Annotated in this window: 18 protein-coding genes and 1 pseudogene; 7 read left to right on the top strand and 12 right to left on the bottom strand. The window is 71.3% G+C overall.

The features are described from left to right. The first annotated feature begins 39 nt into the window (after positions 1-39). Together ABD346_RS28695 and ABD346_RS28690 are read left to right on the top strand one after the other, a co-directional pair. Positions 40-426, top strand: coding sequence for a hypothetical protein (locus ABD346_RS28695; RefSeq protein ID WP_344378830.1), 387 nt, complete (start codon positions 40-42; stop codon positions 424-426). A 118-nt stretch (positions 427-544) separates the two neighbouring features. Then, on the top strand, positions 545-1,951 hold the full coding sequence (locus tag ABD346_RS28690) for a S28 family serine protease (RefSeq protein WP_344378828.1): 1,407 nt from the start codon (positions 545-547) through the stop codon (positions 1,949-1,951). 210 nt (positions 1,952-2,161) lie between these two features. On the opposite strand, the gene ABD346_RS28685 is transcribed toward ABD346_RS28690, so the two are convergent. The 4 genes from ABD346_RS28685 to ABD346_RS28670 form a co-directional block, all read right to left on the bottom strand. Continuing rightward, positions 2,162-2,593: a hypothetical protein gene (locus ABD346_RS28685; RefSeq protein ID WP_344378827.1), complete on the bottom strand. Its 432-nt coding sequence runs from the start codon at positions 2,591-2,593 to the stop codon at positions 2,162-2,164. Between the two features lie 344 nt (positions 2,594-2,937). Beyond that, entirely contained in the window at positions 2,938-4,752 is a 1,815-nt protein-coding gene (locus ABD346_RS28680) for a glycoside hydrolase family 3 protein (protein WP_344378825.1), read from the bottom strand. Between the two features lie 965 nt (positions 4,753-5,717). Then, positions 5,718-6,173: a carboxymuconolactone decarboxylase family protein gene (locus tag ABD346_RS28675; RefSeq protein ID WP_344378824.1), complete on the bottom strand. Its 456-nt coding sequence runs from the start codon at positions 6,171-6,173 to the stop codon at positions 5,718-5,720. A gap of 200 nt (positions 6,174-6,373) precedes the next feature. Beyond that, the gene (locus tag ABD346_RS28670; RefSeq protein ID WP_344378823.1) at positions 6,374-6,595 is read right to left on the bottom strand and encodes a hypothetical protein; all 222 of its coding nucleotides are present in this window, start codon (positions 6,593-6,595) and stop codon (positions 6,374-6,376) included. Positions 6,596-6,708: 113 nt separating this feature from the next. On the opposite strand from ABD346_RS28670, the gene ABD346_RS28665 reads away from it, so the two are divergent. Then, the gene (locus ABD346_RS28665; protein ID WP_344378821.1) at positions 6,709-7,533 is read left to right on the top strand and encodes a helix-turn-helix domain-containing protein; all 825 of its coding nucleotides are present in this window, start codon (positions 6,709-6,711) and stop codon (positions 7,531-7,533) included. Further along, positions 7,520-7,816: a DUF397 domain-containing protein gene (locus ABD346_RS28660; RefSeq protein WP_344378820.1), complete on the top strand. Its 297-nt coding sequence runs from the start codon at positions 7,520-7,522 to the stop codon at positions 7,814-7,816. Before ABD346_RS28665 ends, ABD346_RS28660 begins: the two co-directional genes overlap by 14 nt. Here the strand turns inward: ABD346_RS28660 and ABD346_RS28655 are convergent. Beyond that, a complete protein-coding gene (locus ABD346_RS28655; RefSeq protein ID WP_344378818.1) occupies positions 7,806-8,711 on the bottom strand; it encodes a LysR family transcriptional regulator in 906 nt (301 codons plus the stop codon). The genes ABD346_RS28660 and ABD346_RS28655 overlap by 11 nt on opposite strands. A gap of 167 nt (positions 8,712-8,878) precedes the next feature. On the opposite strand from ABD346_RS28655, the gene ABD346_RS28650 reads away from it, so the two are divergent. Beyond that, positions 8,879-9,859 (top strand): EamA family transporter, encoded by a 981-nt coding sequence (locus ABD346_RS28650; protein WP_344378817.1) that lies wholly within the window; start codon positions 8,879-8,881, stop codon positions 9,857-9,859. Here ABD346_RS28650 and ABD346_RS28645 read toward each other — a convergent pair. The 3 genes and pseudogenes from ABD346_RS28645 to ABD346_RS28635 form a co-directional block, all read right to left on the bottom strand. Then, a pseudogene (locus ABD346_RS28645) lies at positions 9,798-10,451 on the bottom strand (sugar phosphate isomerase/epimerase family protein); the annotation flags it as partial. The gene ABD346_RS28650 and the pseudogene ABD346_RS28645 overlap by 62 nt on opposite strands. Before the next feature lie 425 nt (positions 10,452-10,876). Further along, positions 10,877-11,563, bottom strand: a complete 687-nt coding sequence (locus ABD346_RS28640; RefSeq protein ID WP_344378816.1) for a DUF4232 domain-containing protein — start codon at positions 11,561-11,563, stop codon at positions 10,877-10,879. A 623-nt stretch (positions 11,564-12,186) separates the two neighbouring features. Then, the gene (locus ABD346_RS28635; RefSeq protein ID WP_344378813.1) at positions 12,187-13,158 is read right to left on the bottom strand and encodes an AraC-like ligand-binding domain-containing protein; all 972 of its coding nucleotides are present in this window, start codon (positions 13,156-13,158) and stop codon (positions 12,187-12,189) included. A 178-nt stretch (positions 13,159-13,336) separates the two neighbouring features. Between ABD346_RS28635 and ABD346_RS28630 the strand changes: the two genes are divergently transcribed. Continuing rightward, complete coding sequence (locus ABD346_RS28630; protein WP_344378811.1) at positions 13,337-14,500, top strand: alpha/beta fold hydrolase; 1,164 nt, start codon at positions 13,337-13,339, stop codon at positions 14,498-14,500. 291 nt (positions 14,501-14,791) lie between these two features. On the opposite strand, the gene ABD346_RS28625 is transcribed toward ABD346_RS28630, so the two are convergent. The 4 genes from ABD346_RS28625 to ABD346_RS28610 form a co-directional block, all read right to left on the bottom strand. Further along, complete coding sequence (locus ABD346_RS28625; protein ID WP_344378809.1) at positions 14,792-15,613, bottom strand: VOC family protein; 822 nt, start codon at positions 15,611-15,613, stop codon at positions 14,792-14,794. A gap of 150 nt (positions 15,614-15,763) precedes the next feature. Next, entirely contained in the window at positions 15,764-16,561 is a 798-nt protein-coding gene (locus tag ABD346_RS28620; protein WP_381226958.1) for a sugar phosphate isomerase/epimerase family protein, read from the bottom strand. A 29-nt stretch (positions 16,562-16,590) separates the two neighbouring features. After that, complete coding sequence (locus tag ABD346_RS28615; protein ID WP_344378807.1) at positions 16,591-17,742, bottom strand: dihydrodipicolinate synthase family protein; 1,152 nt, start codon at positions 17,740-17,742, stop codon at positions 16,591-16,593. Further along, positions 17,739-18,893, bottom strand: coding sequence for a Gfo/Idh/MocA family protein (locus ABD346_RS28610; protein WP_344378805.1), 1,155 nt, complete (start codon positions 18,891-18,893; stop codon positions 17,739-17,741). The genes ABD346_RS28615 and ABD346_RS28610 overlap by 4 nt, the downstream gene beginning before the upstream one ends. A gap of 158 nt (positions 18,894-19,051) precedes the next feature. Here ABD346_RS28610 and ABD346_RS28605 point away from each other — a divergent pair, with 158 nt between their 5' ends. Continuing rightward, a complete protein-coding gene (locus ABD346_RS28605) occupies positions 19,052-20,098 on the top strand; it encodes a LacI family DNA-binding transcriptional regulator (protein ID WP_344378804.1) in 1,047 nt (348 codons plus the stop codon). Positions 20,099-20,198 lie beyond the last annotated feature (100 nt).

Raw genomic sequence — 20,198 nt, 5'->3', positions numbered from 1 at the left:
CCATGCCCACAAACGCTCAAGTGGCGGAAGGGTGCAAACGTGTTCGGTGGGGTGGGCGGCAGGCAGCTCGCGGGACTGGCGGTGGTCGCAGCGGCGGGCGGCCTGGTCGTGTTCGGTCCGGGCGGTGGCAGCGCGGACGCGACGGCCGCGTGTGCGGGGCGCCCCGCGAAGGTGGTCGGGTTCGGCACGGGTGAGCTGCGGCTGTACAAGGGCACGGGGTACGCCTGCGCGGTGACCGTGGCGAAGAACCCGGGCGCGCGGCGCCAGATGGCGGTGGCGGTCCAGGCCCGGGGCGGCGCTCCGGCCGGGGACTCGGGCTCGTACACGAGGATGGCGGGCCCGGTCACCGTGCACTCGGGCAGCCGGTGCGTGCGGGCGACGGGGTCGATAGCGGGGAGCGCGGCGGAGACGGGCTGGGTGTGCTGAGCCCTGCTGGGCGGGAGGCCCCTGTGAAGGTCAATTGGGTCTGGCGGGCCGGGTGTTGCCCCCGCTAGGTTCGCGGGGCCACGTTCCATGCCCACAGGGGCCCCACAGGGGAGTGTGAATGCGCAAGGCGCTCAGATGGCTTGTGTCGCTCGTCGTGCTGATAGGCACGATGACCGCGACGGGAGCCGCGGCAGGGGCGGCCACCGCCGCCGAGCCGGACATCAAGGACCGCATCCTGGCGATACCCGGGATGAGCCTCATGGAAGAGAAGCCGTACAGCGGCTACCGCTATTTCGTACTGGACTTCACGCAGCCCGTGGACCACGCCAATCCGTACAGCAGGGCCACCTTCCAGCAGCGGATCACGGTGCTGCACAAGGACACCGACCGGCCCACCGTGATGTACACGAGCGGCTACGACGTCTCCACGACACCGAGCCGCTCCGAGCCGACGAAGATCGTCGACGGCAACCAGGTCTCCGTCGAGTACCGCTTCTTCCCGCTGTCCCGGCCGCAGCCCGCCGACTGGTCCAAGGACGACATCTGGCAGGCGGCCAGCGACCAGCACGCCATATTCCAGGCCCTGAAGCCGATCTACACCAAGAACTGGCTGACCACCGGCGCCTCGAAGGGCGGCATGACGGCCACGTACTACAAGCGGTTCTACCCGCGCGACATGGACGGCGTCGTCTCGTACGTGGCCCCCAACGACGTGGTGAACAACGAGGATTCGGCCTACGACCGGTTCTTCAGGACGGTCGGCACCAAGGAGTGCCGCGACAAGCTGGAGGGCGTGCAGCGCGAGGCGCTGGTTCGGCGGGAGCCGCTGGAGAAGAAGTACCAGGAGTACGCAGCCGCAAACAACTACACCTTCACCACAGTGGGCACGCTGGACAAGGCGTACGAGGCGGTCGTACTCGACTACGTCTGGGGCTTCTGGCAGTACCACCTGCTGGCCGACTGCTCCACGATCCCGGCGGACGCGGCGCACGCCACCGACCAGGCGATCTGGGACTCGGTCGACACGATCTCCGGCTTCTCCTTCTACACCGACCAGGGCCTGTCCCCGTACACGGCGTACTACTACCAGGCCGGTACGCAGCTGGGCTCGCCCACCATCAAGCAGCCCTGGCTCGGCAAGCTGAGCCGCTACGGCTACCAGCCGCCGCGGAACTTCGTGCCGCGGGACATCCCGATGCGGTTCCAGCCGTGGGCGATGCGGGACGTCGACACGTGGGTCAAGCACCACGCGGACCACATGCTGTACGTGTACGGCCAGAACGACCCGTGGGGCGCGGAGCGGTTCTCCCTGGGCGCGGGGGCACGCGACTCCTACGTCTACACGGTGGCGGGCGGCAACCACGGCTCGAAGGTGGCCCTGCTGGCCCCGGACGCGAAGACGGCGGCGACGGCGTCGATCCTGCGCTGGGCCGGGCTGAGCGGAGCCCCGGCGAAGCCGCAGGCGAGCTTCGACGCGAAGCTGGACGCGGCACCGCTGGACCGGGAGCCGGCGCTGCGCCCGTAGCCCCGGTGGGCGGGGTGGGTCACCTGGGGCTCTGCCCCAGACCCCGGGGAGCCCCCACCCCGCCCCTTCCCTAAACCCGCCGGGGGGTGGAAGAGCCCTGGGGCTCCGCCCCAGACCCCGTTCGCGCCTTAAGGGCGCTCGTCCTCAATCGCCGGACAGGCTGGAGATGCCTGTACCCGGCGGGTCCAGGGAAGGGGCGGGGTGGGGGAATCACGCCCGTCGAGCGCACCCCACCACCCCCTGGTTCCCCGTCAACTGCACATACAGCCGCGTCGAAGACGGGCACTCCGGTCGGGTTGCCACCGCCGACACCACCCGGTACTGCGGCGCATGCGCGCCCGAGCCGTCGCACGGCGTTTCCCTCACCTGGTCCTCGGCCGCCGCGTACACGCAGTCCCCCACCACCGTGTACGGGCCGCCCCCCATCCCGGGGTCGCCCGGGTGCGGTTGCTCCAGGTTGCGCATGCACGCGTAGCCGCGCGACACGCTTCCCTCCCCGCTCGCCGCCGCCGACGGCACGCTCTCGGACACGTACAGGACGAAATCCGTGTACAGGGGGCAGTCCACGGCCGCCCCCTTCGCCACCGGCCCGTTCCGGCGGGCCAGTACCTTCGCCACCGCCCGCTCGCTCGTGCACGGCACCTCGTGGAAGTCCTTCGTGTCGCCCGCCGCCCCCTCCCGCGACGCACACCCACCCGTGGAGAGGAACGGCGAAGACGAAGGGGATGAAGACGAAAGTGATGAAGGTGAAGGAGATGGCGATCTCGTCGACAGTTCCGTTGCCGAACCGCCCTCCGCCGCGCCCCGGCAACCCAACGCCGTGAGCAGCAGCAGGCACACCAAACACACCAAACGGTACGTACGCATACGACCCCCCAGAACCCCCCGGATACGACCCAAGCGTGACTCGTCGGAGCGGGTGCACGCCAGGTGTCCGGGGGGCTTTGCGCTACTTGGGGGTGGTGCGCCGGGGATGCGGCGTACGGCTAGTACGACAGGCCGTGGCCGATCGGATAGAGATCGTGCGTAGGGTCGTCGGCGCGGGGGACCGCGACCGGGAGGCGGCCGCGGGGGCCGACCCGGCCCGCCAACACTCTTGCCGCCGCCCGGAGTTCGACGTCCGTCCAGCAGTACGTCGCCAGCGAGGCCGCGTACCCGGGCGCCAAGTACGCGATGTCGTACGGGTTGCGCAGGGCGAGGTGGACCACCGGCACCCCGGTCGCGACCAGCGCCGCCACCAGTCTGCTCTGCGCGCCGCCCGCCCCCGCGTTGTACGTGCCCACGATCACCGCGTCCTGCCCGGCCGCCGCCCTCGCCGCCGCCTCGATCTGTGCCTGCGAGGGGAGCGTTCCCGTCGGCAACGCCCTTACGTGAAAGCCGAGTCCGGTCAACGCGTCGGCCAAAACCTTTGTCGGCGGGCCCGTTGTGCCCGACGGGGAGTCCGGGTCCGCGCCCACGATCAGGAGGTGCCGGCCGCGGGGGAGGGGGAGCAAGCCCCGCGGGTTCGCCAGCAAGGTGGTGGTGCGCTCCGCCATCGAGGCGGCCGCGGCCAGGTGCGCCCGGGTGCCGACCGTCCGGTCCACGCCCCGCGCGGTCACGTACGGGCGGGCGAACAGGCCCCGTCGGTCCTTGAGGCGAAGGATGCGCAGGATCGATTCGTCGAGTCGGGGCTCCGGGAGTTCGCCGCTCGCCACCGCCGCGCGCAACCCGTTGAACGCCACGTCCAGCTTCGGCGGGTCCAGGAGCTGGTCCACGCCCGCCTTCAGGGCGAGCACCGGCACCCGGTCGTCGCCGTACTTGTCGCGTACGCCCTGCATGCCCAGCGAGTCCGTGATCACGACCCCGTCGTAGCCGAGCTGCTCGCGCAGGATGCCGGTCACGATCGGGTGGGAGAGCGTCGCCGGGTCGTTGCTCGGGTCCAGGGCCGGGAACTGGATGTGGGCCGTCATGATCGCGTCGATCCCGGCGTCGATCGCGGCCCTGAACGGCGGCGCGTCCAACTGCGCCCACTGCTCCCGGGTGTGCGTGATCACCGGGATGCCGGTGTGGCTGTCGACGCTGGTGTCGCCGTGGCCCGGGAAGTGCTTGGCGGTCGCGGCGACCGACGATTCCTGGTACCCGCGCACCTCGGCCGCGACCATGCGGGCCACCGCCGCGGGATCCGCGCCGAAGGACCGTACGCCGATCACCGGGTTGGCCGGGTTGATGTTCACGTCGGCGTCGGGGGAGTAGTCCTGCCGGATGCCGATCGCCGCGAGTTCCGCGCCCGAGATGCGGCCCAGCGTGCGGGCATCCCCCGTCGAGCCGCCCGCGCCCATCGCCATCGCGCCGGGGAAGAGCGTGGCCGGTTTCCCGACCCGGCACACCGCACCGTGCTCCTGGTCGGTCGCGATGAGCAGCGGCAGCGGCACGCGCTGGGCGAGACCGGCGGCCTGGATGCCGTTGGAGAGGCCGGCGATCTGGTGCGGATCACGGGTGTTGTGCGCCCAGGTGAAATAGATGATGCCGCCGACGTGGTACTTCGCGATCAGTTCGGCGGCGTCGCGCACTCCGAGCTCGCGGAGGTTGGCGTCGATGTCCGCCTGGTCGGGGGCGGTCGCGGAGTGCCCGTACACCCGCATCACGAAGAGCTGGCCGATCTTCTCCTCGACCGACATGCGGGCGATGATCGCGCGAAGCCGGCGGTCCGGCTCCGCGGTGTCCGAGGAGGCCTGCGCGGGGGACGGGGAGCCGAGGGCGGTTATGGCGGCCACTGCGGCGGTGGTGGTCAGGAGGCTGCGTCTTGAGGTGCGGTGCTGCACGTGCGCTCCTTCCGGCGGTGTTGCCCAGGGAAGTGGGTGACTTCCGATGCGGAAGCGACTTCCGAAGTGGAAGGGGCCTCCAATGCGGAAGTGGCTTCCGAAGTGGAAGAGGCTTCCGGCGCGGAAGGGGCCTCCGAAGACGGAAAGGCCTCCGAAGAGGAAAAGATCTCCCGCGTGGAAGTAACTTCCAAGGCGAACCGTTATCCGGAAAGTTATTGCCAGTCAAGGCTATGCGCACGAGGCCGTACGGCGTGGCTCCCGTGAGCCGTCGGGGAAGGGGCCGCCACCGGTGCAGTCGGAGGGGCGCGCACCGGTGGCGGCGTGCTGCCGGCCGCAGGCGGCTGGAGAGGGAGTCGACGCTCGCGGCCAGCAGCGATGTCGACACCGCTCTGCGGAGACTCACCGGCAGTACGTACGTTGGACGGGGGCGGGTCCGGGCGGGTTCCCCCAGACCGTCAATTCGCCGAATTGGTACGGGAGTTGACGAGGTGGCGGGCGGAGGGGGGCGGGGGCAGTCGGACAGGCCCACGTCTGGATCGCGTTCACCATCGGGTACGCGATGCTCCGCTGTATGAACGCGCCCCGGATCGCGCCGGGGCGGGTTCGGGCGCCCCGGCGACGGTACGGTGCCGATCGGCGCGGCGCTGATCGCGACGATGCGGCGCACCCCCGTGGCGCGCATCGCCTCACGCATCGCTGCCGCGCCGCGCTCGGCGACGCCGAAGTCCGCCTCTGTGGCCGCACCGCGGCCGGACAGCACCGCGTCGGCTCCGGCCGGCGCCCGGCGCAGCACGTCCGGGCCGTGCAGGGCCAGGCCGGCGGCCACCGTACGGACGACATCGGGCCACCTTGGCGGGGTCGCGGGACACGGCGGTCACATCGCGACCCGCCGCGACCGCCCGGAGCAGGGCCGGGCGGCCGATTCCGCCGCTCGCCGCGACGACGGTGAGCTCCAGCCCCCGCGGCTACCAGGTCCCCCCGGCGATCTGCCGGGTGCTCGCGTTGAGCCGGTTGAAGAGGTTGGTCACGCCGATCATGAGGACCAGCGAGGCGAGCCCCTTCTCGTCGTAGTGCCGGGCCGCCTCCTCCCACACCTCGTCGGACACCGCGTCCGGGCGGTCGGCGAGCCGGGTGGCGGCCTCCGCCAGCGCGAGCGCCGCCCGCTCGGCGTCGCTGAAGTACGGTGCCTCCCGCCACGTGACGACGGTGGCCAGCTGCTCCTCGCTCACCCCGTTCTTGCGGGCGCTCGTCACGCCGCCGTAGACGCACGGCGCGCACCCGTTGATCTGGCTCGCCCGCAGGTGCACCAGCTCCAGGGTGGACTCGTCCACCCCGCCCTCCTTGGCGGCCTTGATCACGCTCAGAATGGCCGGCATCGCGCTGGGGATGACCTGTGCGGGGTTCGGCATACGTGCCTGCATGGCTGCGACTCCTGTGTCCGGTGGGCCTGCTTCGTCCTTCGCTTCCACTGCCCTGACACCTGGGGGTACGGGGATGTGACAGCCGTGCCGCATTTCCTTTCCGGGCCCTCGCACGACTCCCTGTCCCGGGCGCGGCATGACGTACGGCTCCCATGTCCGCCCGCCGTCCCGCGACACCCGCAGCGCCACCGGGGGCCCCGCTACCAGCTGCCCCCATGCCGGACGGCCTTCTCCCTCAGCCATTCGCGCACTTCCCCTTCTTCCTGCGGAGAGGCCGTGCGCAGATCGCCCACGGCGACGGTCGCGACGAAGTGCACGAACCGGACGCGCCGCCAGTCACCGTCCGTGCCGATCACCTTGCCGGGTCCGTACACGTCCGTACCGGTGTGGGCGACGAACGCCCCCATGGCGTGGGCTCCCATACGACTACCTCTCACTGTGTGTGCTGTTCCGCTTACAGGGTGAGGTCACGTTCCGTACGCTGACTAGTGCACAGAGCGTGACAACGCAGCCCGCACGCAAGGGAGTTGATGTCGTGGCGATCGAGGACAACCCCGTATCCCGCATCAAGTACGGCGAGGAACTCAAGGCCAGGAGGGAAGCGGCCGGACTCACGCAGGAGGGGCTCAGCGAACGTGCGGTGATGTCCCGCACGCACATCGCCCACATCGAGGCGGGGCGGAGGCGACCGACCCTGGACGACGCGCGCCGACTGGACAAGGTGCTGGGCACGGATGGGTTCTTTGAGCGGTTCCTGCCAGCGCTGGAGGGGCCCGATGTTGCTGAACACTTCGCGGAGGCGCTGGAGTTCGAGCAGCAGGCGACGCTGATTCGCCAGTACGCACCCAAGCTGGTGCCGGGATTTCTACAGACGGAAGCGTATGCGCGCGAGGTGCTCAGCTCGGGCCACCCGCCCAAGAGCGACGAGGAACGTGACCGGCTACTCGGCACACGGCTGGAACGAGCGCGGATTCTCCAGGACTTCGACAAGCCTGTGGTGTGGACCATGCTCGACGAGTCGGTGTTGCGACGCCCCATAGGCAGCCCACGCGTGATGTGCGAACAGCTTCAGCACCTGCTGGCGTTGGGTGAAAGTCGTCGCATCCGCCTCCATGTGCTCCCGTACGAGGCTGGCGCGCATGCCCTGCTGGAGGGGCTCGTCTCGCTGCTGTGGTTCAGCGACCTCCCGCCCATCGCGTACGTGGAAGGGTTGAAGAACGGCAGGGTTTGGGAACTTCCGTCCGTGGTTCGGCAGTGTCAGGAGGTTTATGATCACGCCCTGGGCGATGCGCTGTCGAACCGTAGGTCCCTGGCGCTGATTCGGTCCGTGGCGGAGGATTACGAGAATGAAGCGCAGTGAGCACATAATCCCGGACGCCTCGGTGTTGCCCGCCTGGCGGAAGTCCAGCTACAGCGGTGGCGAGAGCGGCGAATGCCTGGAAGTCAGCGAGGCGCACGCAGCCTGGCGGAAGTCCTCGTACAGCGGCGAAAGTGGCGGCGACTGCCTGGAGTTCAGCGACTCTTGCCCCGGGTGCATACCCGTGCGGGACAGCAAGAACCCGACCGGGCCCGCTGTCGTGTTCGGGACGGGGGCCTGGACCTCGTTCGTGGAGGCGGTCAAGACCGACGGGCTCAGCGGCTGAGGGTGGCCCACGCTTCCCTCAGGGCGTGAACCGTTGCCGTGATCGCCGGGCGGCGGGCCGCTCCGGTGCGCCACAGGGCGTACAGGTGGCGGGTCGGTACCGGGTCGAGGCGTAGGGCCACGACGCCCTCGGGAAGCGGGCCCCGGCCCAGTCGCGGGACCAGGGCGATGCCCAAACCGGCTGCCACCAGGGCGAGTTGGGTGTGGTACTCGGCCGCCTGGTGGCGCAGATCCGGCTCGTGGCCGTCGGCGCGCAGGGTGCGTACGAGCCAGTCGTGGCAAACCGAGCCGGGCGGCTGGCAGATCCAGGGCTCGTGGGCGAGGTCGGCGCGGCGGATCGCGGGGCGGGCTGCCAGGGGGTGGCCCGCCGGGACCAGTACGTCGCAGTGGTCGTCGCCGATGGGCGCCTGCTCGACGCCCTCGGGGGCGGGCAGCGGCGCGATGTCCCAGTCGTGGGCGACGGCCAGATCGATGACGCCCTTGGCCACCAGGTCGACCGAGACGTGCGGGTCGACTTCGGACAGCCTCGTGTCCAGGGTGGGGTGTTGGCGGGCGAGCGAGGCGAGGGCGGCCGGGAGGAGTCCGCGCGCGGCCGTGGCGAAGGCGCCTATGGAGAGCTGCCCGGTGGGCAGGCCGCGCCGCTCTTCGAGGGTGGTCTCCGTACGCTCGACGATGTCCATCAACTCCCGTGCTGCGGAGGCGAGATGGAGGGCGTCCTCGGTGAGTGCGATGCCCCGGCCGCGTCGCTCCAGAAGGGTCGTACGGGTCTCCCGTTCCAGCTTGGTGATCTGCTGGGAGATCGCGGAGGGGGTGTAGCCGAGCGCGGCGGCAGCGGCGGCGACCGAGCCGTGGACGTGGACCGCGTGCAGTGCGCGCAGCCGAGCCAGATCGAGCACGAGCCCTCCTGTGGATGCCGGGGTTCGGGTTCCGGAGTCCGGGGTTCGGCATTCCGGGTTCCCGGTGCCGGAGCCCGGGTTCCCGGTTCCGGATTAAGTGTTGCTTCATCCCATCATCAAGGAATCCGCGCTGGTGCTGAATGGTCGGGGGCGGTGATCCTCGACGCATGCGTCCCGTACATATCGCGCTCGCCGTGCTCGTCACCGCCGTCTGGGGGGTCAACTTCGTCGTCATCGACGTGGGACTCGGCCACTTCCCGCCGCTGCTGTTCTCCGCCCTGCGTTTCCTGGTCGCGGCGCTGCCCGCCGTGTTCTTCGTGGGGCGGCCCAAGGTGGCCTGGAAGTGGATCGTGGCGGTGGGGCTGGTACTCGGGGTCGCGAAGTTCGGGCTGCTGTTCATCGGGATGAGCCAGGGGATGCCGGCCGGTCTTTCCTCCCTCGTGCTTCAGATCCAGGCGGTGTTCACGGCGGTCGTGGCGATGGTGGTTCTGGGTGAACGGCTGCGCGGTGTCAGGCTGTTGGGGATGGGAGTGGCCCTCGCGGGGATCGTGGTGGCGGCCGTGGACGAGGGGTCGGGCGGCCCGCTGCTCGCCTTCGCGCTGACGGTGGGGGCGGCGGCATGCTGGGGCGTGTCGAACGTACTGACCCGCAAGGCGGCCCCGCCCGACGCGCTCAACTTCATGGTGTGGGTGTCGGTGGTCCCCGTACTCCCGCTGCTGGTTCTTTCTGTTGTCTTCGAGGGACCGGGGCGGGATGCCGAGGCGCTGGCGGGGTTCGACTGGGGCGGTGCCGGGGCCCTCGTGTATGTGGCGTGGATCAGTACGGTGTTCGGGTTCGGGGCGTGGGGGATGCTGCTGCGCCGCTACCCGGCGTCGTTGGTGGCGCCGTTCAGCCTGCTGGTGCCGGTGTTCGGGATGTCGTCGTCGGCGGTGCTGCTGGGGGAGTCGGTGACGCCGCTGCGGTGGTGTGCGGCGGCGCTCCTTGTCGGCGGGGTGGGGCTTACTTCGCTGTCCCGGCCGGCAGCCGGGTCAAGTACTCCCGTCCGGCTTGGAGCAGTTCCGGAAGGGGGGCGGCCTCGGGATACCAGCGCTTCTCGTACTCCCAGCACACCCAGCCGTCCGGCGGCAGCAGAGCGAGGCACTCGCTGAGGGGGAGTACGCCCTTGCCGAGGGCGAGGGGGGTGGTGTCGCTCGCCGAGGCGATGTCCTTGACCTGGGTGTAGCCGAGGTGGGGGGCGAGGTGCCGGTAGGACTCGGCGGGGGTCTCGCCGCCGAGCCAGGTGTGCATGACGTCCCAGAGGGCGCCGATGTCTTCCCTGCGTCCGGTGCGGTTGAGGACTCGGGCGGTGGCTTCGCCTGTGCGGTGGGAGTCGTGGGTTTCGAGGAGGATGCGGATGCCGGTGGCGCCGGCGTGCTGGGCGGCTTCGGTCAGCCGGTGGACGGCTGTGTCGTCGGCGTGGGGGTTGTCGGCTCCGCCGGGGAAGACGCGGAGGTAGGTGGCTCCCAAGTCCCTGGCGAGATCGATGAGTTGGGGGAGGTCGGTGTTGTCGTCCGGGTCTGCGACTCGGGCGTAGCCGGCGAGGGAGAGGATTTCGATGCCGGTCTTCTTGAACTCGGCGGTGATGGCCTTGCGCTGGGCGGGGGTGAGGTGGGGGTGGATGTGGGACTCGGGGTGGGCGCGGAGTTCTACGCCGTTGTAGCCCGTGCGGGCGGCCAGGCGGGCGACCTCGGAAAGGGGCATGCCGGGGAGGCCGAGGGTGGATAGGGCGAATTTCATGGGGCGGGGTCCTTTCGGCTCGGGGGGATCATTCCCCACCCCGCCCCTTCCCGCTGTGACACTCTGCGGCTCCGCCGCGTGGCCTCCGGGAGTTGTGGGTGCGCTGAGCCGGTCTCCTGGGTCTCCGCCCCAGACCCCGTTCGCACCTGAAGGGCGCTCGTCCTCGAACTCCCCCTCAAGGGCCAGGGGGACCCCCACGACGGGCTCAAGATGCGGGTGCCGATCAGCATGAACCCGGCCAGGGGCGCGGGGGACTGCGCGATCAGCCACGTACGGCGCGAGGTCGAAGGCGGGTTGAGGGGCGCGGGCACCCCCGGGCCGCGGGGGCGGGGCGTGCAAATGGGCCCCGCCGCTTGCGCGATGGGGCCCGGGGGCGGCGTCGTCCCGGGTCAGTCGCCCTGGCCCGCGCTTCCGATCGGGCCCACCTTCACCGGCGAGCCCGTGCCGTCCGTGACCGGCAGCGTGGCGGCGCCCGGCCAGGCGAGCGTGACCGTCTTCGTCTCGTTCGGCGGGGTCACCAGGAGCCCGGTGATGCGGACACCCGAGCCGCCCGACGTGTTCAGCGGGTACGTGATGCCGAAGGACACGGACTTCCCGCTCTTGAGGACGCCCGGGCTGGGCTTCTCCGCGGTGCGCTTCGCGGACAGCGACCCCGCGCTGGTCTTCAGGTCGACGCCCGCGAACCCCGATATCGCACAGTCGTGGCCGCCGATGTTCTTCAGGGTCACCGCGACGGTGCCGTCCGGGTCGCCGGTGATCGTGCTGTCCTGCGCCGTGATCTTCAGGTCTGCGGTACGGCAGTTGCCGCCGGACTTGCCGCTCCCGCCGGTGCCGGTCCCGGCGGACGTGCCCTGCCCGCCCGAGCTCTTCCCCGCGGAGTCCTTCCCGCCGCCCTGGCTGCCACCGCCTGTGGACGACGAGCCGGACGTCGAGGCCTCCTTGCCGCCGGGCGTGGCCGTCGAAGGGGCCTGCGTGGCACCCGAGTCCGCGTCCGAGTCCTGGCACGCCGTCATCAGCATGGCGCCGCCGACGATGACTGCGGAGACGAGGAAGGCCTTGCGGCGGTTGCCGGACATGAAAGAGCCCCTTGTTATCCAGTGGTTGAGGCCGAAAGCGGGTTCGGCTTCTCGGTGCTTGCTCGATCACTATGAGGGGGCTGTGAGCCGGGGGGATACGGGCGTCGTTGTTCTACGACATCGCTGTCACGGAGTGGTGACATGATCACGACGTGAGGGGCGGCCGGGTTCGGTGGAGGCTCTGGCCCGCTTTCGGCTGCGGGCCGGGGGTGCCGTTTGCGCAGTTCCCCGCGCCCTCCAGCAGGGTGGGTGGGGGCTCCCTCGGGCCTGTGGCCCCGAACCCTGGCCCGCGTCGGGCATCTCANGGGTGGGTGGGGGCTCCCTCGGGCCTGTGGCCCCGAACCCTGGCCCGCGTCGGGCATCTCAGCCTGTCATGGGGGCGCCTGAAGGGCGCTCGTCCTCAATCTCCCCCAAGGCCTTAAAGGCCAGGGGGGGACCAGCACCGACGCCGCCAGGGGCGCGGGGAACTGCGCGAGCAACCACTCACGGCCCGCGGGCTGACGGGCGTCGGAACGGGGTCTGGGGCGGAGCCCCAGGAAACGCGGCTTCACCCTGGCTTCAACCCCCGGAGGCCACGCGGCGGAGCCGCAGAGTGTCACAGCGGGAAGGGGCGGGGTGGGGGATCAACCGGGCTCGCCCGCACCCCCCGCACCCGCCGCGCGGAACTCGCGCGGCCCCACCCCGTACGCCGCCTTGAAGGCCCGGCTGAAGTGGGCCAGGTTCATGAACCCCCAGCGCGCCGCGATCGCGCCCACCGTGCGATCCGCCCCGTACGGCCCGGCCAACTCCCGTCGGCACCCCTCCAGTCGCCGCGCCCTGATCCACCCCGTCACCGTCGTCCCCTCCTCCGCGAACAGCTTCTGCAGGTGGCGGAGGGAGATGTGGTGTGCCCGCGCGACCTGCTCCGGGGAGAGGCCGGGGTCCGCCAGGTTCTGGTCGATGTACGCGCGGGCCCGCAGCAGCGTGGTGCGACGGGCGGCCCGCTGGTCGTCGCCCGGCGGGCGGACCCGCTCGGCCAGCATCGTGGCGAGGAGGTCGCCGGCGGTCTGGGAGAGCACGGCCGCGCTGTCCGCGTAGTCGCGGGAGTGCCTGGCCAGGCGGGTCAGGAACGGGGAGAGCAGCGCCCCGACCCCCTCGCTCGCCGAGAAGCGGGTAGCCGTCGCCTCGCCCGTCCGGCCGCTGTCCAGGTGGGCCAGCCGGTGCGGAAGCATGAACTCCAGCATCGAGAAGTCCTCCCCGCACACGAGGCTGTAGGGCCGGGAGGTGTCGTAACAGGCCATGTCCCCGGGCCGCAGCACCGCCTCGCGGCCGTCCTGCCGAACCACCGCGCCGCCGCCCTGAACCAGGCCCACAAGGAGGTACTCCGCGTCCGAGCGCGCGATCAGCCGGGGCGTACGGTCCACCCGGCTCGGGTCGGCCGTGATCTCGGAGAACTGCACCGCGCCGAGCCGGTCCGCCGTGATCTCCCCGCGGAACGGATCGTCCTCGTGCAGCGGCCTGACATGCACCGGCACGAAGCTGTCGCACACCACGTCCTGCCAGAATGCGCGCCGCTCCGCCGCGGCATGGTCCTGCGTCCGCAGACGTACGGTCACGACGCCTCGCCCTTCCCTCGCTCACCCGGGGGAACGCCAAGGACCCGGTGGCGGATTCCCGTGCGCGTACGGACAACCGGGTGTGCGCGCACGGGCAAACCGGCTCCGCTCCGGCCGGGCACGGTGGAGTCCGCTCCCCGTCCGAGGAGCCGTTCCCCGTCCCGAGAGGAGAAGGCGCATGCCTTACGCATCCGTCAATGGTCAGCAGCTGTACTTCGAGGACACGGGTGGCGACGGCCCGGTGGTCGTCTTCAGCCACGGCAACCTCATGAACCGCCGGATGTGGCAGCCCCAAGTCCGGGAATTGGGCGAGGAGTTCAGGTGTGTCACGTGGGACGCGCGGCTGCACGGGCGCACCAAGGACGACGGTGATCTGTACACGTACTGGGACTCCGCCGACGACCTGCTGGGCCTGCTCGACCATCTCGGTGTCGAGCAGGCGACTCTGGTCGGCCACTCCCAGGGCGGCTTCCTGTCGCTCCGCGCGGCCCTGCGCGCGCCGGAACGGGTCGGGTCCCTCGTACTCATCGACACCGCGGCGGTGGCCTGGCCCGGGGAGGCGTTGGCCCAGATGGGCGGGGTCAGCGAGGGGTTCCGGGCGGGCGGCCCGGACGCGGTGGCTCCGGTCCTTCTCGATCTGCTGCTCGGCAGGCCGGACGTCCATGAGGAGTGGCTGCGGGAGTGGCGGGCCCAGCCGCGGGAACGGCTGGCCGATGCGGTGGCCGTGCTGATGGGCGTGGACGACATCTCCGCGCGCCTCGGGGAGATCACGCAGCCGGCGCTGATCGTGCACGGGGAGGCGGACCTTCCGGTGCCGTTGCCGCTGGGGCGGATGCTCCGCGATCGCCTGCCCGGGGCGGTGGGCCTGACGGTCGTCCCGGACGCGGGCCACACCCCGAGCCTGACGCACCCCGGGGAGGTGAACGCGTGCGTGGCTGCCTTCCTGCGGCACGGCGCCGTGTCGCGACCGCCCGTCGACGATCCGGCGCTGCTGCCGCGTGCTTTCCAGGACGCGCTGAATGCGCACGATGCCGACGGGGTCCTGGCGTTGTACGGGGAGGGGGCGGTGATGCGTACGGTCGCGGGGGAGGTCGTTCGGGGAGGCGCCGCGCTGCGGGCGGAGGTCGAGGGGATGATCGCGGCGGGCCCGTGCATCGCGAACTCCGTTCGCCATGTGGTGGTGGGCGAGGATGCGGCGCTGGTGGTCGTGGACTGGAGTTTGTCCCTGGCGGGGGCTGGTGGGGAGCGGGTCGGTACGTGCGGTACGGCTGTGAATGTGGCGGCGCGGGGCAAGGACGGAACCTGGCGGTTCGTGATTCTGAACCCGGGGGGTTTGGGGTGAGCGCTGCGGTTGGCTGGGGCCGCGGGGGCCGGTTGCGCAGTTCCCCGCGCCCCTGGCAGTACCAGTGCTGGCCCGCGCCGGGTATTTCAGCCTGTCCGGCGTTTGAGGACGAGCGTCCTTCAGGCGCGAAACGGGGTCTGGGGCGGAGCCCCAGGGAACCGAACCCGGCTTCACCCCTTTCCAACCCCCGGAGGGTTTCGGGGAGGGGAGGGGTGGGGTGGGGGCTTCCGGGGTCTGGGGCGGAGCCCCAGTAGACCCCGGGCACCCCGAATCCACCCACCCCCGGAGGGGCTACGCCGGAGTCATCGCCGGGACATCCCCCACCCGCGTCCCCATGTCAATGACCGCAAACGCCGCCCCCTGCTGATCCGCAAGCGCCGCCATCCGCCCGAACGGGCTGTCCACCGGCCCGAAGTGGAGGCGACCGCCCAGCTTCTGCGCCGCAGAGACCGCCTCGTCGCAGTCCGGGACCCCGAAGAAGACCTGGATGTACGCCGGGATCTCCGGCGGGAACTCGGCGCCCATGGCCATCCGCCCCAGCGCCGGATGCCCCGCACCCTCGCCCAGGGTGAACACCTTGTAGTCCATGGCCGCGCCCTCCCCGGCGTCGCCCATGTCCATCTTCTGGGCCTGGAAGGGGAAGACCTTCGGCAGGAACCCGTCCACCTTCGCCACGTCCCGCGTGAAGACCTCCGCCCAGGCGAACGACCCCGGCTCCCCGGCCTTCTCGAAGCCCTTGTGCTCGCCCGGCTGCCAGACGCCGAAGACCGCCCCGCTCGGCTCCTTCGCGATCAGCATCGTGCCGAACGTGCCGACCTGCATCGGCTCCATCATCAGCTCGCCACCGGCCGCCTTGATCTTCTCGCCGGTGGCCGCCGCGTCGGGCGAGGCGAAGTACAGGCACCACTGGGACGGCGCGTCGGCGCCCGGCATCGGCGGGACGACGGCCGCGACCGCCTTGCCGTCGGAGTAGGCCTGCGTGTAGTTGCCGAATTCGCTGGCCGCCTCACCGAACGTCCAGCCCAGCACCTCCGCGTAGAAAGCCTTGGCGCCTTCCACGTCGGCGAACATCGCGTCCACCCAGCAAGGGGCGCCTTCGGGGTACTCGGTCATGTCGATCGACTCCTCTGTCCTGTGCCTGCGCTGTGCGACCGCACGGTGCGACTGCCCTGCGCTGTGCGACGGCCGGGCTCTTCGCGACGGCACTCTAAGTGCGCGTCCGGTCACGCTCGGGCAGCTGCTTCGCGACACGTGCCGCACGGGCTAAGTCAGCACCTCGGCGAATCGACGGGCCGTCTCCTCCAGTAGAGCCACCCCGTCCCCCGCCCACAACTCCTCGTTGAACAGCTCCACCTCGATCGGGCCCGCGTACCCCGCCGCCTCGACCAGCGAGCGCCACCGCGCGAAGTCGATCGAGCCGTCGCCCAGCCGGCCACGCCCCGTCAGGGCTCCCGCCGGCAACGGCGTGACCCAGTCCGCCAGTTGGAAGGCGTGGATGCGGCCGGCCGCGCCTGCCCGGGCCACCGCCGCGGGCGCCGTGTCGTCCCACCACACGTGGTACGTGTCCACCACCACCCCCACCTGCGAAGAAGGAAACGGCGAAGCCAGCGCAAGCGCCTGGTCCAGCGTCGACACCACGCACCGGTCCGAGGCGAACATCGGATGCAGCGGCTCGATCGCCAGCCGTACTCCCCGCGGCGCGGCGTACGGGGCGAGGGAGGACAGCGCCTCGGCCACCCGCTCCCTCGCGCCGGCGAGATCCTTCGAACCGGCCGGAAGCCCGCCCGAGACCAGCACCAGCGTGTCCGTGCCCAGGACCGCCGCCTCGTCGACGGCCGCCCGGTTGTCGGCCAACGCCACCGACCTCTCGGCCGCGTCGATCGCCGTGAGGAAGCCGCCACGGCACAGCGAGGTCACCTCAAGTCCCGCCCCCCGCACCAGCTTTGCCGCGGCGTCGAGCCCGTACGCGGCGACCGGCTCGCGCCACAGGCCGACCCCGCGCACCCCGAGCCGTACGCACGCGTCCACCAGCTCCGGCAGGGAGAGCTGCTTCACCGTCATCTGGTTGATGCTGAAGCGGGAAGAGAGGGTCACTGGGGTACTCCGTACACGTTCAGGAGGGACTTCATGCGCGTCTCGGCCAGCCCGGGGTCCGGGAACAGGCCGATCCCGTCCGCCAGTTCGTACGCCCGTGCCAGGTGCGGCAGCGACCGCGCCGACTGCAACCCGCCCACCATCGTGAAGTGCGCCTGGTGTCCGGCCAGCCACGCCAGGAACACCACCCCCGTTTTGTAGAAGCGGGTCGGGGTCTCGAAGAGGTGCCGGGACAGTGCGACGGTGGGGTCGAGGGCGGCGCGGAAGCTGCCCGTATCGCCCTTGTCCAGTACGCGTACCGCTTCCGCCGCCAGGGGGCCGAGGGGGTCGAAAATGCCCAACAGGGCGTGGCTGAAGCCGAGTTGATCACCCGCGATCAGTTCGGGGTAGTGGAAGTCGTCGCCCGTGTAGCACCGTACGCCGTCCGGAAGGCGGCGTCTCAGCTCCACCTCGCGGCGGGCGTCGAGGAGGGAGACCTTGATTCCGTCGACCTTGTCGGGGTGGGCGGCGATGACCTCCAGGAAGGTCTCCGTCGCCGTGTCCAGGTCGGCCGAGCCCCAGTAGCCGTCCAGGGCGGGGTCGAACATGGGGCCCAGCCAGTGCAGGATCACCGGCTCGGAGGCCTGGCGGAGCAGGTCGGTATAGAGGGAGAGGTAGTCCTCGGGGGTGCGGGCCGCCGCTGCGAGCGCCCGCGATGCCATCAGGATGGGCTGCGCCCCGGCTCCCTCGACGACCCCGAGCTGCTCCTCGTACGCCGCCTTCGCTTCGGCCGCATTCCCCGAGCCGATCTGGTCCGTGCCGACTCCGCATGCGATGCGGCCGCCGACCGCCCTTGCCTCGGCGGAACTTCGACGGATCAGCTCCGCCGCCGTCGGCCAGTCCAGGCCCATCCCGCGCTGGGCCGTGTCCATCGCCTCCGCGACGCCGAGGCCGTGCGACCACAGGTGGCGGCGGAAGGCGAGCGTGGCGTCCCAGTCGATCGCGGCGGGGGAGCCGGGCGAGGTGTCCGCGTACGGGTCGGCGACGACGTGGGCGGCCGAGAAGACCGTACGGGAGGTGGGAGGCGGGCCCGGGGGCAGGGCGAGCGGGGTCGCGCGGGGCTCGTACACCCGCGTCGTGCCGTCGGGGCGCGGCAGCAGGAGGCTCACAGCGCGATCTCCGGCACGTCGAGGCGGCGGCCCTCGGCGGCGGACCGCAGGCCGAGCTCCGCGAGCTGGACTCCGCGCGCGCCGGCGAGCAGGTCCCAGTGGTACGGCTCGTCCAGCGCGACGTGCCGCAGGAACAGCTCCCACTGCGCCTTGAAGCCGTTGTCGAACGTGTCGTTGTCCGGGACCTCCTGCCAATGCGTGCGGAACGACTCGGTGGCCGGGAGGTCCGGGTTCCAGACCGGCTTCGGGGTTGAACTGCGGTGCTGGACACGGCAGTTGCGCAGTCCAGCGACCGCCGATCCCTCGGTGCCGTCGACCTGGAACTCGACGAGTTCGTCGCGGTTCACGCGGACCGCCCAGGAGGAGTTGATCTGGGCGACCGCGCCGCCCTCCAGCTGGAAGATCCCGTACGCGGCGTCGTCGGCGGTCGCCGCGTAGGGCCTCCCGTGTTCGTCCCAGCGCTGCGGGATGTGGGTGGCGGTGTGCGCGGTCACGGAGGTGACCCGGCCGAACAGCTCGTGCAGGACGTACTCCCAGTGCGGGAACATGTCCATGACGATGCCGCCGCCGTCCTCGCGCCGGTAGTTCCACGACGGGCGCTGGGCGGACTGCCAGTCGCCCTCGAAGACCCAGTAGCCGAACTCGCCTCGCACGGACAGGACCTGGCCGAAGAATCCGCCGTCGACCAGGCGCTTCAGCTTCAGCAGGCCCGGCAGGAAGAGCTTGTCCTGGACGACGCCGTGCTTGACGCCGGCGCCGCGGGCGCGCCGGGCGAGACGGAGCGCACCGGCCAGGCCGGTCGCTGTGGGCTTCTCGGTGTAGATGTGCTTCCGGGCCGCGATGGCCCTCCCGATGGCCTCCTCGCGGGCGGACGTCACCTGGGCGTCGAAGTAGATGTCGACGGTGGGGTCGGCGAGGACGGCGTCGAGATCGGTCGACCACTCGGTGAGGCCGTGCCGGTCGGCCATCTCCTTCAGGGCGTGCTCGCGACGGCCGACCAGGACCGGCTCGGGCCACAGCGTGGTGCCGTCGCCGAGGTCGAGGCCGCCCTGCTCGCGCAGCGCGAGGAGGGAGCGTACGAGGTGCTGGCGGTAGCCCATGCGTCCGGTGACGCCGTTCATGGCGATCCGCACGGTCCTGCGTTCCGTCATGTGATCCCTCCGGAGGGTGGGGGCAGAAGGGGGATAGTAAGCGCTTTCTACAGGGCGGGACGCTAGCCTGCGCACAGCGCCTCGGACAAGAGGCCGAAAGCTTGAGAGCCTCGGGCTCTGACCGGTGCGATCACGGCCCGACCGTTTCGGAGGCAGAGATGACAGCGACCCTGGCGGACGTGGCGGCCCGGGCCCAGGTGTCCCCGGCGACGGTCTCGCGGGTCCTGAACGGCAACTATCCGGTGGCGGCGGCCACTCGCGAGCGGGTGCTGCGCGCGGTCGACGAGCTGGACTACGTCCTGAACGGGCCCGCGAGTTCGCTCGCCGCGGCCACCTCGGACCTGGTCGGCATCCTGGTCAACGACATCGCCGACCCGTTCTTCGGCATCATGGCGGGCGCGGCCCAGGCGGCGATCGGCGAGGAGCGCGGAGCCCGCGAGAAGCTCTCCGTCATCTGCAACACCGGGGGCTCGCCGGAACGCGAACTCACCTATCTGACGCTGCTTCAGCGCCAGCGCGCGGCCGCCGTGATCGTGACCGGGGGCGCGCTGGAGGACCCCGAGCACGCGGCCGCCGTCGGCGCGAAGCTCGCGCGGCTCGCGGACGCGGGCACCCGCATCGTGCTGTGCGGCCGGCCGCCCCTGCCCGGGGACAGCGTCACCGCGACCCTCGCCTTCGACAACCGGGGCGGGAGCAGGCGCCTGACGGACCACGTCATCGGCCTCGGCCATCGCAGGATCGGTTACGTCGCGGGGCCCCCCGAGCGCACGACGACCCGGCACCGCCTGGAGGGCCACCGCTCCGCCCTGGCGGCGGCCGGTCTTCGCCAGGACGCACTGGTGGTCCACGGCTCCTACGACCGCCGCTCGGGGTACGACGCGACGCTGGAACTCCTGCGCAGGGACCCGGAGTTGACGGCAGTGGTCGCGGCGAACGACACGGTGGCGCTGGGGGCGTGCGCGGCTCTGCGGGACCGGGGGCTCTCCGTCCCGGGGGACGTCTCGGTGGCGGGCTTCGTGGACCTCCCCTTCAGCGCGGATGCCGTTCCGGCGCTGACGACGGTGCGGCTGCCTCTGTCGGAGGCGGGCGCGAGGGCGGGCCGCCTGGCCCTCGGCCTGGAGCCGGCGCCGCCCGGGGGGATCGCCACGGTGCATGGGGAGCTGATGGTTCGGGGGTCTACGGGGGCGGTGCGGTCGGGGGGTTGAGGGGGTGGGCGCCCTTTTGCGCAGTTCCCCGCGCCCCTAGCCGTAGAGTGCTGGCCCGCACCGGGGCCATGTCAGCCTGTCCGGCGATCGGGTATGAGCG

Origin of the sequence: Streptomyces mauvecolor (assembly GCF_039532965.1) — a bacterium.
GTDB lineage: Bacteria > Actinomycetota > Actinomycetes > Streptomycetales > Streptomycetaceae > Streptomyces > Streptomyces violascens.
This window is presented reverse-complemented; position numbering and strand designations above follow the sequence as displayed.

Bases quoted from the DNA above. Each gene is read 5' to 3' on its own strand.
- ABD346_RS28625 (WP_344378809.1), bottom strand. From the start codon at position 15,613: ATGACCGAGTACCCCGAAGGCGCCCCTTGCTGGGTGGACGCGATGTTC.
- ABD346_RS28620 (WP_381226958.1), bottom strand. From the start codon at position 16,561: ATGACGGTGAAGCAGCTCTCCCTGCCGGAGCTGGTGGACGCGTGCGTA.
- ABD346_RS28670 (WP_344378823.1), bottom strand. From the start codon at position 6,595: ATGGGAGCCCACGCCATGGGGGCGTTCGTCGCCCACACCGGTACGGAC.
- ABD346_RS28630 (WP_344378811.1), top strand. From the start codon at position 13,337: ATGCCTTACGCATCCGTCAATGGTCAGCAGCTGTACTTCGAGGACACG.
- ABD346_RS28660 (WP_344378820.1), top strand. From the start codon at position 7,520: ATGAAGCGCAGTGAGCACATAATCCCGGACGCCTCGGTGTTGCCCGCC.
- ABD346_RS28605 (WP_344378804.1), top strand. From the start codon at position 19,052: ATGACAGCGACCCTGGCGGACGTGGCGGCCCGGGCCCAGGTGTCCCCG.
- ABD346_RS28675 (WP_344378824.1), bottom strand. From the start codon at position 6,173: ATGCAGGCACGTATGCCGAACCCCGCACAGGTCATCCCCAGCGCGATG.
- ABD346_RS28690 (WP_344378828.1), top strand. From the start codon at position 545: ATGCGCAAGGCGCTCAGATGGCTTGTGTCGCTCGTCGTGCTGATAGGC.
- ABD346_RS28650 (WP_344378817.1), top strand. From the start codon at position 8,879: ATGCGTCCCGTACATATCGCGCTCGCCGTGCTCGTCACCGCCGTCTGG.
- ABD346_RS28640 (WP_344378816.1), bottom strand. From the start codon at position 11,563: ATGTCCGGCAACCGCCGCAAGGCCTTCCTCGTCTCCGCAGTCATCGTC.
- ABD346_RS28610 (WP_344378805.1), bottom strand. From the start codon at position 18,893: ATGACGGAACGCAGGACCGTGCGGATCGCCATGAACGGCGTCACCGGA.